The sequence below is a fragment of the Streptomyces sp. NPDC047453 genome (genome assembly GCF_040643155.1).
Lineage (GTDB): Bacteria > Actinomycetota > Actinomycetes > Streptomycetales > Streptomycetaceae > Streptomyces.
This window is the reverse complement of the sequence record NZ_JBEYTS010000056.1, coordinates 34,099-44,768: the sequence shown is the minus strand read 5'-3', so window position 1 is coordinate 44,768 and position 10,670 is coordinate 34,099. Positions and strand designations below refer to the sequence as shown.

Genomic DNA, 10,670 nt, shown 5'->3' with positions numbered 1-10,670 from the left:
GTGCTCCGAGGAGACGACCAGCTGCTTGATGTTCAGGATCAGGTCGGTGACGTCCTCCTTGACGCCCGGCACGGTGGTGAACTCGTGCAGGACACCGTCGATGCGGATGCTGGTGACAGCAGCGCCGGGGATCGACGACAGGAGGGTGCGGCGGAGCGAGTTGCCGAGGGTGTAGCCGAAGCCCGGCTCCAGCGGCTCGATCACGAACCGGGAACGGAACTCGTCGACGACCTCTTCGGTCAACGAGGGTCGCTGAGCGATCAGCATGTGTGGATCAGATCCTTCAGTCGTGGGCGCCCGCTATTTGACGCCCGACCGGGCCGCACCGAAAAGGTGCGGGTACTGCAAGGGTACGGGCGGCACGACCCATAAGGGCCGTACCGCCCGGAAACCGGCGCGAAGCAGCCGTGCGTCAGACGCGGCGGCGCTTCGGCGGGCGGCAGCCGTTGTGCGGGGTCGGGGTGACGTCCTGGATGGAGCCGACCTCGAGACCGGTGGCCTGCAGGGAACGGATCGCGGTCTCACGGCCGGAGCCCGGACCCTTGACGAACACGTCGACCTTGCGCATGCCGTGCTCCTGGGCGCGGCGGGCAGCCGACTCGGCGGCCATCTGCGCGGCGAACGGCGTGGACTTCCGGGAGCCCTTGAAGCCGACGTGGCCGGCGGAGGCCCAGGAGATCACGTTGCCGGACGGGTCGGTGATCGAAACGATGGTGTTGTTGAACGTGCTCTTGATGTGCGCGTGGCCGTGAGCGACGTTCTTCTTTTCCTTGCGGCGCACCTTCTTGGCAGCGCCCTGACGTCCCTTGGGGGGCATGTCGAAAACTCCTACGGGAGGTGGTCGGTCCTACAGCGAAGACCGCTGGACGGCGAGTGTCGCTGCGGACTACTTCTTGCCCGGCTTCTTCTTGCCGGCGATGGCGCGACGCGGGCCCTTGCGGGTGCGGGCATTGGTGCTGGTGCGCTGACCGCGGACGGGCAGGCCGCGGCGGTGACGCAGACCCTGGTAGCAGCCGATCTCGACCTTGCGGCGGATGTCGGCCTGGATCTCGCGACGGAGGTCACCCTCGGTCTTGATGTTGTTGTCGACGTACTCGCGGATCGCGACGAGCTGCTCCTCGGAGAGGTCGCGAACGCGGGTGTTCGGGTCGATCTCGGTGGCGGCCAGCGTCTGCTGGGCGAGGGTCCGGCCGATGCCGAACACATAGGTGAGGGCGACCTCCACGCGCTTTTCGCGCGGGATGTCAACACCGGAAACGCGTGCCATTCAATGGCTCCAGTTGATCTTCGGAGGTCTTCCGCAGGACCGACCCCCGGCCGCCGTACCAGGTACGAACCGGGTCCCCGGCCTCCGAACCGGGGGTGTCGAGCCGCGCCGCGGCTCGGGTCCTGCGTATGAACATATTCAGCTCGCGTCGCGCGAATCTCTGCGATGAGAGTGCAGAGGGTGCGGTCGGAAGTGCGTCAGCCCTGGCGCTGCTTGTGGCGCGGGTTGTCGCAGATGACCATGACCCTGCCGTGACGGCGGATCACCCTGCACTTGTCGCAGATCTTCTTGACGCTCGGCTTGACCTTCATGGGATGTGAGGTTCTCCGGGTCAGTTGCCGGCGGCCCCCCGCGGAACGCGGGGCCTGGGCAAGATCTACTTGTACCGGTAGACGATCCGGCCACGCGTCAGGTCGTACGGAGAAAGCTCCACCACGACCCGGTCGTCAGGGAGGATGCGGATGTAGTGCATGCGCATCTTGCCGCTGATGTGTGCCAGGACCTGGTGGCCGTTCTGGAGCTCGACCCTGAACATGGCGTTCGGCAGAGACTCGACGACAGTGCCCTCGATCTCGATGGCACCTTGCTTCTTGGCCACGCTTCGCCCTTCGAATCGACTACCTTGATCGACTCCATGTCCCGCATGCGGGACATGCGAATACATGAGAGCCGACGAGGCAGTCTACGTCAGCCCTCTGCGAAAGACGAATCGAGAAAGTCTGCCCCAGCCCCGAGATCATCATGCGGCCGGGTCCGACCCGGACCGGCGGCCGTGAGGCGGACGGTGCCTTTTCAGGCCAGCGGGTCCGGCGCGGCCGTGATGCCGTACTCGGCCAGCTTCGCCTTGCCGCCGTCGGGGGCCGTCAGGACCAGGGGGCCCTGTTCGGTCAGGGCCACCGAGTGCTCCCAGTGGGAGGACCAGGTGCCGTCCGTGGTGATGACCGTCCAGTCGTCCTCGAGGACGTGGGTCTTCGGGGTGCCCAGGGAGACCATGGGCTCGATGGCCAGGCAGAAGCCGGGAACCAGCTTCGGGCCCTTGCCGCGCCGCCTGTCGACGTAGTTCAGCAGGTGCGGATCCATGTGCATCTCGGTGCCGATGCCGTGGCCGCCGTAGTCCTCGATGATCCCGTAGCGGCCGCCGCCCGGCTTCGGCTGGCGACGGATGTACGTCTCGACGGCCCGGGAGATGTCGACCAGCCGGTTGCCCTGCTTCATGGCGGCGATGCCGGCCCACATCGACTCCTCGGTCACCCGGGAGAGTTCGACCAGCTCCGGGGAGTGACCGGAGCCGACGAACGCGGTGAACGCCGCGTCGCCGTGCCAGCCGTCGATGATCGCGCCGCAGTCGATGGAGATGACGTCCCCGTCCTTGAGGACGACGTCGTCGGAGGGGATGCCGTGGACGACGACCTCGTTCACGGAGGTGCAGATCGTCGCGGGGAAGCCGCCGTAGCCGAGGAAGTTCGGCTTCGCGTTGTGCTCGGCGAGCACCTTGCGGGCCACCTGGTCCAGGTCCTTGGTGGTCGCCCCGGGCACGGCCGCCTCCCGGGTGGCCGCGTGGATGGCGGCGACGACCAGTCCCGCCGCACGCATCTTGGCGATCTGCTCGGGGGACTTGATCTGCACCATGGGGACTACGGCCTTTCTAGGACCGGAAGGAAGACGGACGCCTTCAACAATACGGGGAAGCAGAACCGGGCCCGTCCGGCGTGCGGGGACGAGGCCGTTCAGGCCGATGCGGGGGTCCGGGGGCGTAGCCCCCGGGGACAGCCGCACCGGCGCCGTGCACACGTCAGCCGCGGCCCCCAGAGGGAACCGCGGCCGACCAGCGCGGCTAGTCGCGCTTCAGCGCCTCCAGCGCGCGCTGCGTGATCTCGTCCACCGGACCGAGCGAGGAGATCGTCACGACCAGGCCCTGCGCCCGGTAGTAGTCGATGATCGGCTCGGTCTGCGTGTGGTAGACCTCCAACCGCTTGCGCACGGTCTCCTCGGAGTCGTCGTCCCGCTGGTACAGCTCACCGCCGCAGACGTCGCAGACGCCTTCCTTCTTCGGCGGGCTGTACGTCTCGTGGAAGACGTGAGCCGAGTCGTTGCGGCAGGTGCGGCGACCCGCGATGCGCTTGACGACCTCGTCCTCGGGGACCTCGAGATCGAGGACCGCGTCCAGCTTCATGCCCTCGCCCTGGAGCAGCTTGTCCAGCGCCTCGGCCTGCGACACATTGCGCGGGAAACCGTCCAGCAGGAAACCGCCCTCGGCGTCGGGCTGTTCCATGCGGTCCTTGGCCATCGCGATGGTGACCTCGTCGGGTACCAGGTTTCCAGCGTCCATGTAGGACTTCGCGAGCTTGCCGAGCTCCGTCTGCCGACTGATGTTGGCGCGGAACAGGTCACCGGTGGAGATGTGCGGAATGCTCAGCTTCCCGGCCAGGCGCGTGGCCTGTGTTCCTTTGCCGGCACCCGGCGGTCCGACGAGGACGATTCGCATCAGCGGAGGAACCCTTCGTAATTGCGCTGCTGGAGCTGGCTCTCGATCTGCTTCACCGTCTCGAGTCCGACACCCACGATGATGAGGATGCTGGTCCCGCCGAAGGGGAAGTTCTGGTTCGCCCCGAAGCCGACCAACGCCATTGTCGGTACGAGAGCGATCAGGCCCAGATACAGCGAACCCGGCCAGGTGATCCGGTTGAGCACGTACGAAAGGTACTCAGCGGTCGGTCGGCCAGCCCGGATGCCCGGGATGAAGCCACCATACTTCTTCATGTTGTCGGCGACTTCTTCGGGGTTGAAGGAGATCGCCACGTAGAAGAACGCGAAGAACACGATCAGCAGGAAGTACAAGGTGATGTAGATCGGGTGATCGCCCTTGGTCAGGTTCTGCTGGACCCAGGTCTTCCATCCGGAGTTGCCCCCGGAGAACTGCGCGATGAGTGCCGGAATGTAGAGCAGCGAAGAAGCGAAGATGACGGGGATCACACCCGCCTGGTTGACCTTCAGCGGGATGTACGTCGACGTACCGCCGTAGGAACGGCGGCCGATCATGCGCTTGGCGTACTGCACCGGAATTCGGCGCTGGGCCTGTTCGACGAAGACGACCAGGCCGACCATGACCAGGCCGACGAGGATGACGGTGCCGAATTCGATCCAGCCCTCGGCGAGCTTGCCCTGCTTCTTGATGGCCCACAGAGCGGACGGGAAAGTGGCGGCGATCGAGATGAACATCAGGATCGACATGCCGTTGCCGATACCGCGGTCGGTGATGAGCTCACCGAGCCACATGACCGTGGCCGTACCGGCGGTCATGACGATCACCATGACGATCGTGTTGAAGATCGCCTGGTTCGGGACGATGTTCCCGGCCTGCGAGCACCCGGAGAACAGAGCGCCGCTGCGGGCGGTGGCCACCAGGCCCGTGCCCTGGAGGATGGCCAGCGCCACCGTCAGGTAACGGGTGTACTGGGTGATCTTCGCGGTGCCGCTCTGGCCCTCCTTCTTGAGGGCCTCCAACCGCGGGATCACCACGGTCAGCAGCTGAAGGATGATGCTCGCCGTGATGTACGGCATGATGCCCAGGGCAAAGATCGTGATCTGCAGCAGCGCACCGCCGCTGAACATGTTCACCAGGCCGAAGAGACCCTGGTTGCCCGAGGCCTCGCTGACGCACTGCTGAACGGCCTTGTAGTTGACACCCGGGATCGGGATGTGGGTACCGACGCGGTACACCACGATGATGCCGAGCGTGAAGAGCAGCTTCTTGCGCAGGTCGGGCGTCCTGAACGCCCGGGCGAAGCCGGTGAGCACGGTGCCTCCTGCGACCCCGCGCAAGTGCGTCAGGGTGACGGTGGTGAGGTTCGACGATAAATAACGGTGCAGGCCACCTTACCGGCGATACTGCCTCCCGTGGAACGACCAACCGGGGATACCTCATTGTGAGGTACCCCCGGTCGGGACCGCTTTACGTCATCGGGCTCAGACGAGCTCGGTGACAGAACCGCCGGCGGCGGTGATCTTCTCCTTGGCGGAGCCGGAGACGGCGTCCACCGTCACCTGCAGCGCCACGGAGACCTCGCCCTGGCCGAGGACCTTGACCAGGCTGTTCTTGCGAACGGCGCCCTTGGCCACCAGGTCCTCGACCGTGACCTCGCCACCCTCGGGGTAGAGCGCGGCCAGCTTGTCGAGGTTCACGACCTGGAACTCGGTCTTGAACGGGTTCTTGAAGCCCTTCAGCTTCGGGAGGCGCATGTGCAGCGGCATCTGGCCGCCCTCGAAGCGCTCCGGAACCTGGTAGCGGGCCTTGGTGCCCTTGGTACCACGACCGGCCGTCTTACCCTTGGACGCCTCACCACGACCGACACGGGTCTTGGCGGTCTTGGCGCCCGGGGCGGGACGGAGGTTGTGGATCTTGAGCGGGTTCTGCTCCGCCATGATCAGTCGACCTCCTCGACCGTCACGAGGTGGCGGACGGTGTGCACCATGCCGCGGAACTCGGGGCGGTCCTCCTTGACGACCACGTCGCCGAGCTTCTTCAGCCCGAGCGAACGCAGGGTGTCGCGGTGGTTCTGCTTGCTGCCGATGTAGGACTTGACCTGCGTGATCTTGAGCTGCGCCACGATTACGCACCCGCCCCGGCACGCGCACGGAGCAGGGCCGCGGGGGCCACGTCCTCCAGCGGCAGACCACGGCGGGCCGCGATCGCCTCGGGACGCTGCAGGCCCTTGAGGGCCTCCACCGTCGCGTGCACGATGTTGATCTGGTTGTCGGAGCCGAGCGACTTCGACAGCACGTCGTGGATACCGGCGCACTCGAGCACCGCACGCACCGGACCACCGGCGATAACGCCGGTACCCGGGGAAGCGGGCTTGAGCAGCACGACGCCGGCAGCCTTCTCACCCTGGATCGGGTGCGGGATGGTGCCCTGGATCCGGGGAACCTTGAAGAAGTGCTTCTTGGCCTCCTCAACGCCCTTGGCGATGGCGGCCGGCACCTCCTTGGCCTTGCCGTATCCGACACCCACGGTGCCGTCACCGTCGCCCACCACGACCAGCGCGGTGAAGCTGAAGCGACGACCACCCTTCACAACCTTGGCGACGCGGTTGATCGCGACGACGCGCTCAACGTACGCGGTCTTCTCGGCGGCAGCTGCGCCGCCGTCACGGCCCTTCCGGTCCCGCCGCTCGCCGCCACCGGCACCGCCACCGCGGCGCTGGGGTCCAGCCATTGGAATTACCTCTCTCTGTTTCCGCTAGCTCGGAACCGGCTCAGAACTTCAGGCCGGCTTCGCGGGCGGCGTCCGCCAGGGCGGCGATGCGCCCGGCGTACTGGTTGCCACCACGGTCGAACACGACGGCCTCGACACCGGCGGCCTTGGCACGCTCGGCGACCAGGGCACCGACCTGCTTGGCCTGCGCCGACTTGTCGCTTTCGCCACCGCGGATCGAGTTGTCCAGCGTGGACGCCGATGCCAGGGTGTGACCCTTCAGGTCGTCGATCACCTGCGCCACGATGTGGCGGTTCGAGCGGGTCACGACCAGACGGGGACGCTCCGCCGTACCGGAGATCCGCTTGCGGATCCGGATGTGGCGGCGCTTGATCGCGGCGCGCTTGTAGGCGTCGCCCTTGAGGATCTTCTGCCCGTATGCCATGGCTTACTTACCCGCCTTTCCGACCTTGCGGCGGATGACTTCGCCCTCGTACTTGACGCCCTTGGCCTTGTACGGGTCGGGCTTGCGCAGCTTGCGGATGTTGGCCGCAACCTCGCCGACCTTCTGCTTGTCGATGCCCTCGACCGAGAAGCGGGTCGGGGCCTCCACCTTGAAGGTGATGCCCTCGGGCGCCTCGATGGTGATCGGGTGGCTGTAGCCGAGCGCGAACTCCAGGTTCGGACCCTTGGCCGTCACGCGGTAACCGACACCGCTGATCTCGAGCTTCTTCACGTAACCCTGGGTCACGCCGGTGATCATGTTCGCCACCAGCGTGCGGGACAGGCCGTGCAGGGCCTTGTTCTGACGCTCGTCGTTGGGGCGGGTCACCTGCAGGGTGCCGTCCTCGCCCTTGGCGATGTCGATCGGCGCCACGACGGTGTGGGTCAGCGAGCCCTTGGGGCCCTTGACCGAGACCGTACGGCCGTCGATGGTGACGTCCACGCCGGCGGGAACCGCGATGGGGAGCTTGCCGATGCGCGACATAGCTGTTTCCTCCGTTCCCTTCCGCTACCAGACGTAGGCGAGGACTTCCCCACCCACGCCCTTCTTGCCGGCCTGCTTGTCGGTGAGGAGCCCGTAGGACGTGGAGATGATCGCCACGCCGAGGCCGCCGAGCACCTTCGGCAGGTTGGTGGACTTCGCGTACACCCGGAGACCGGGCTTGGAGATCCGCTTGATGCCCGCGATGGAGCGCTCACGGTTGGGGCCGAACTTCAGCTCCAGGACGAGGTTCTTGCCGACCTCGGCGTCCTCGATCTTCCAGCCCGTGATGAAGCCCTCCTGCTGGAGGATCTCCGCGATGTGCGACTTGATCTTCGAGTGCGGCATCGACACGCTGTCGTGGTATGCCGAGTTCGCGTTCCGCAGACGCGTGAGCATGTCTGCGATCGGATCAGTCATGGTCATGAATTGGCCTTCGGCCTCTCTCGCCGGGGTTTCCTGGTGCGCCATCCCTCTCCCCGATCCGAGACGGGACGGGTGCGGCGCGGTGGACCTACGGCGTAGTAAGTCGTAAGGGCGCGGCAGGCGCCCAACCCCACAAGCCTAAGGCATGTGAGGTGGGCCTCCTGCCGACCCCAGTTGCTTACCGAGAGTCCTGCTTCAACCCAAGTGGGCTGTTACCAGGAGCTCTTGGTCACGCCCGGCAGCTCGCCACGGTGAGCCATCTCACGAAGGCACACGCGGCACAGGCCGAACTTGCGGTACACGGAGTGCGGACGGCCACAGCGCTGGCAGCGGGTGTAGCCGCGCACACCGAACTTGGGCTTGCGAGCAGCCTTAGCGATCAGAGCCTTCTTCGCCATCTCGCTCACGCCTCCTTGAACGGGAAGCCGAGGTGACGAAGGAGCGCGCGGCCCTCAGCGTCGTTGGTCGCCGTGGTGACCACGGTGATGTCCATGCCCCGGGTACGGTCGATCTTGTCCTGGTCGATCTCGTGGAACATGACCTGCTCGGTGAGACCGAAGGTGTAGTTGCCACGGCCGTCGAACTGCTTGGGGGACAGGCCGCGGAAGTCGCGGATGCGCGGCAGCGCGAGCGACAGGGTGCGGTCCAGGAACTCCCACATGCGGTCGCCACGGAGCGTGACGTGGGCACCGATCGGCTGGCCCTCACGCAGCTTGAACTGCGCGATGGACTTGCGGGCCTTGGTGACCTGCGGCTTCTGGCCGGTGATCGTGGTGAGGTCGCGGATGGCGCCCTCGATCAGCTTCGAGTCACGGGCGGCGTCGCCGACACCCATGTTGACCACGATCTTGACGAGACCGGGAATCTGCATGACGTTCTCGTACTTGAACTCGTCACGCATCTTGACCGCGATCTCCTCGCGGTACTTCTGCTTCAGACGCGGAGTGGTGGTGGTAGCCATCAGATGTCCTCACCCGTCCGCTTGGCAACGCGGATCTTGTTGCCTTCGTCGTCGAAGCGGTAACCGACACGCGTGACGACCTTGTTGCCGTCCTTCTCAACGACCAGCTGGACGTTGGAGACGTGGACGGGCGCCTCGGTCGTGACGATGCCGCCGGCCTGCGAACCGCGGGCGGTCGGGCCGGCCTTGGTGTGCTTCTTGACCCGGTTGACACCCTCGACCAGGACCCGGTCCTCGCGGGGGTAGGCCGCGATGACCTTGCCCTGCTTGCCCTTGTCCTTACCGGTGATGACCTGGACCAGGTCGCCCTTCTTGATCTTCATGCTTACAGCACCTCCGGCGCGAGCGAGATGATCTTCATGAACTTCTTCTCGCGCAGCTCACGGCCGACCGGGCCGAAGATGCGGGTGCCGCGAGGGTCGCCGTCGTTCTTCAGAATGACGGCGGCGTTCTCGTCGAAGCGGATGTACGAGCCGTCCGGACGGCGGCGCTCCTTGACGGTGCGAACGATGACCGCCTTGACGACGTCACCCTTCTTCACGTTGCCACCGGGGATCGCGTCCTTGACGGTGGCGACGATGACGTCACCGATGCCCGCGTAGCGGCGACCGGAGCCACCGAGCACACGGATGCAAAGGATCTCCTTCGCACCAGTGTTGTCGGCGACACGCAGTCGCGACTCCTGCTGGATCACGTCTATCTCCTGATTGTCTGCCGGTTCCCGGCTAGGTCCGTAAGTGACTTACGGACCTAGCCGAGCCTGGCGGAACCGTCCTGCGGGCAGCTCCCGCAGGAAATTACTGGTGCCTCGGAAGGCGGGAACCCGCGCCGAGGGCTTCGCCGGATCCGGGCCGTGGCCCGGGGCGGAGACCCCAGCGGGGGTCAGCGGGGGCGGTGCCCCCGCTTCTTACTTCGCCTTCTCGAGGATCTCGACGACGCGCCAGCGCTTCGTCGCGGACAGCGGCCGGGTCTCCATCAGGAGGACGCGGTCACCGACACCCGCGGCGTTCTGCTCGTCGTGCGCCTTGAGCTTCTCGGTACGGCGGATGACCTTGCCGTACAGCGCGTGCTTGACACGGTCCTCGACGGCGACGACGACGGTCTTGTCCATCTTGTCGCTGACGACGAGACCCTCACGGGTCTTGCGGAAGCCGCGCGCCTCTGCGTTCTCAGTCACGTTCTTCTCGCTCATCAGGCGTTCTCCACCGTTTCGATGCCCAGCTCACGCTCGCGCATCAGGGTGTAGATCCGCGCGATGTCCTTGCGGACCGCCTTGAGACGGCCGTGGTTCTCGAGCTGCCCGGTCGCCGCCTGGAAACGGAGGTTGAACAGCTCTTCCTTGGCCTCGCGGAGCTTGCCCAGAAGCTCCTCGTTGCCCAGCTCGCGCAGCTCGGACGCCTTGGTACCGGCCGACATCACGCTTCACCTGCCTCGCGCTTGACGATCCGGCACTTCATCGGCAGCTTGTGGGCCGCACGGGTCAGCGCCTCACGGGCGATCTTCTCGTTCGGGTAGGACAGCTCGAACATCACCCGGCCGGGCTTGACGTTCGCGATCCACCACTCCGGCGAACCCTTACCGGAACCCATGCGGGTCTCGGCGGGCTTCTTGGTCAGCGGACGGTCCGGGTAGATGTTGATCCAGACCTTGCCGCCACGCTTGATGTGGCGGGTCATCGCGATACGAGCCGCCTCGATCTGGCGGTTCGTCACGTAGGCCGGGGTCAGCGCCTGGATGCCGTACTCGCCGAACGCAACCTGCGTTCCACCCTTGGACATACCGTTGCGCTTCGGGTGGTGCTGCTTGCGGTGCTTGACCCTACGGGGGATCAGCATGT

At 66.0% G+C, this 10,670-nt stretch carries 20 protein-coding genes and 1 pseudogene; all 21 read right to left on the bottom strand.

The window, feature by feature from the left end; translation table 11 throughout:
• Positions 1 to 267 (bottom strand): annotated as a pseudogene (locus tag ABZ818_RS32180) (DNA-directed RNA polymerase subunit alpha); the annotation flags it as partial.
• A gap of 145 nt (positions 268 to 412) precedes the next feature.
• A complete protein-coding gene (gene rpsK / locus ABZ818_RS32175; RefSeq protein ID WP_003956432.1) occupies positions 413 to 817 on the bottom strand; it encodes a 30S ribosomal protein S11 in 405 nt (134 codons plus the stop codon).
• Between the two features lie 69 nt (positions 818 to 886).
• Positions 887 to 1,267, bottom strand: a complete 381-nt coding sequence (gene rpsM, locus ABZ818_RS32170; RefSeq protein ID WP_361422432.1) for a 30S ribosomal protein S13 — start codon at positions 1,265 to 1,267, stop codon at positions 887 to 889.
• Positions 1,268 to 1,464: 197 nt separating this feature from the next.
• On the bottom strand, positions 1,465 to 1,578 hold the full coding sequence (gene rpmJ, locus ABZ818_RS32165) for a 50S ribosomal protein L36 (protein ID WP_003974245.1): 114 nt from the start codon (positions 1,576 to 1,578) through the stop codon (positions 1,465 to 1,467).
• A gap of 65 nt (positions 1,579 to 1,643) precedes the next feature.
• Positions 1,644 to 1,865 (bottom strand): translation initiation factor IF-1, encoded by a 222-nt coding sequence (infA, locus tag ABZ818_RS32160; protein ID WP_004927214.1) that lies wholly within the window; start codon positions 1,863 to 1,865, stop codon positions 1,644 to 1,646.
• A 194-nt stretch (positions 1,866 to 2,059) separates the two neighbouring features.
• On the bottom strand, positions 2,060 to 2,896 hold the full coding sequence (map, locus tag ABZ818_RS32155) for a type I methionyl aminopeptidase (RefSeq protein ID WP_141359364.1): 837 nt from the start codon (positions 2,894 to 2,896) through the stop codon (positions 2,060 to 2,062).
• Positions 2,897 to 3,101: 205 nt separating this feature from the next.
• Positions 3,102 to 3,752 (bottom strand): adenylate kinase, encoded by a 651-nt coding sequence (locus ABZ818_RS32150; RefSeq protein ID WP_225077988.1) that lies wholly within the window; start codon positions 3,750 to 3,752, stop codon positions 3,102 to 3,104.
• On the bottom strand, positions 3,752 to 5,065 hold the full coding sequence (secY, locus tag ABZ818_RS32145) for a preprotein translocase subunit SecY (protein ID WP_361422438.1): 1,314 nt from the start codon (positions 5,063 to 5,065) through the stop codon (positions 3,752 to 3,754). The genes ABZ818_RS32150 and secY overlap by 1 nt, the downstream gene beginning before the upstream one ends.
• 168 nt (positions 5,066 to 5,233) lie before the next feature.
• Positions 5,234 to 5,689 carry a 50S ribosomal protein L15 gene (rplO, locus tag ABZ818_RS32140; protein ID WP_361422427.1) on the bottom strand — a complete coding sequence of 152 codons (456 nt, stop codon included), beginning with the start codon at positions 5,687 to 5,689 and terminating at the stop codon, positions 5,234 to 5,236.
• A 2-nt stretch (positions 5,690 to 5,691) separates the two neighbouring features.
• Positions 5,692 to 5,874 carry a 50S ribosomal protein L30 gene (gene rpmD, locus ABZ818_RS32135; RefSeq protein ID WP_361422424.1) on the bottom strand — a complete coding sequence of 61 codons (183 nt, stop codon included), beginning with the start codon at positions 5,872 to 5,874 and terminating at the stop codon, positions 5,692 to 5,694.
• A gap of 2 nt (positions 5,875 to 5,876) precedes the next feature.
• Positions 5,877 to 6,482, bottom strand: a complete 606-nt coding sequence (gene rpsE, locus ABZ818_RS32130) for a 30S ribosomal protein S5 (protein WP_073951481.1) — start codon at positions 6,480 to 6,482, stop codon at positions 5,877 to 5,879.
• A gap of 40 nt (positions 6,483 to 6,522) precedes the next feature.
• Positions 6,523 to 6,906, bottom strand: coding sequence for a 50S ribosomal protein L18 (rplR, locus tag ABZ818_RS32125; protein WP_361422421.1), 384 nt, complete (start codon positions 6,904 to 6,906; stop codon positions 6,523 to 6,525).
• A 3-nt stretch (positions 6,907 to 6,909) separates the two neighbouring features.
• Entirely contained in the window at positions 6,910 to 7,449 is a 540-nt protein-coding gene (rplF, locus tag ABZ818_RS32120) for a 50S ribosomal protein L6 (protein ID WP_361422418.1), read from the bottom strand.
• 24 nt (positions 7,450 to 7,473) lie between these two features.
• The gene (rpsH, locus tag ABZ818_RS32115) at positions 7,474 to 7,872 is read right to left on the bottom strand and encodes a 30S ribosomal protein S8 (protein WP_361422415.1); all 399 of its coding nucleotides are present in this window, start codon (positions 7,870 to 7,872) and stop codon (positions 7,474 to 7,476) included.
• A gap of 212 nt (positions 7,873 to 8,084) precedes the next feature.
• Positions 8,085 to 8,270, bottom strand: a complete 186-nt coding sequence (locus ABZ818_RS32110; RefSeq protein WP_003948630.1) for a type Z 30S ribosomal protein S14 — start codon at positions 8,268 to 8,270, stop codon at positions 8,085 to 8,087.
• Positions 8,271 to 8,275: 5 nt separating this feature from the next.
• Entirely contained in the window at positions 8,276 to 8,833 is a 558-nt protein-coding gene (gene rplE, locus ABZ818_RS32105; RefSeq protein ID WP_361422412.1) for a 50S ribosomal protein L5, read from the bottom strand.
• The gene (gene rplX / locus ABZ818_RS32100; protein WP_030967306.1) at positions 8,833 to 9,156 is read right to left on the bottom strand and encodes a 50S ribosomal protein L24; all 324 of its coding nucleotides are present in this window, start codon (positions 9,154 to 9,156) and stop codon (positions 8,833 to 8,835) included. Before rplX ends, rplE begins: the two co-directional genes overlap by 1 nt.
• A 2-nt stretch (positions 9,157 to 9,158) precedes the next feature.
• The gene (rplN, locus tag ABZ818_RS32095) at positions 9,159 to 9,527 is read right to left on the bottom strand and encodes a 50S ribosomal protein L14 (RefSeq protein ID WP_003998823.1); all 369 of its coding nucleotides are present in this window, start codon (positions 9,525 to 9,527) and stop codon (positions 9,159 to 9,161) included.
• Positions 9,528 to 9,740: 213 nt separating this feature from the next.
• A complete protein-coding gene (gene rpsQ / locus ABZ818_RS32090) occupies positions 9,741 to 10,025 on the bottom strand; it encodes a 30S ribosomal protein S17 (RefSeq protein ID WP_100569747.1) in 285 nt (94 codons plus the stop codon).
• Complete coding sequence (rpmC, locus tag ABZ818_RS32085; protein ID WP_018564811.1) at positions 10,025 to 10,249, bottom strand: 50S ribosomal protein L29; 225 nt, start codon at positions 10,247 to 10,249, stop codon at positions 10,025 to 10,027. Before rpmC ends, rpsQ begins: the two co-directional genes overlap by 1 nt.
• Complete coding sequence (rplP, locus tag ABZ818_RS32080) at positions 10,249 to 10,668, bottom strand: 50S ribosomal protein L16 (protein WP_009190136.1); 420 nt, start codon at positions 10,666 to 10,668, stop codon at positions 10,249 to 10,251. The genes rpmC and rplP overlap by 1 nt, the downstream gene beginning before the upstream one ends.
• Positions 10,669 to 10,670: the final 2 nt, after the last annotated feature.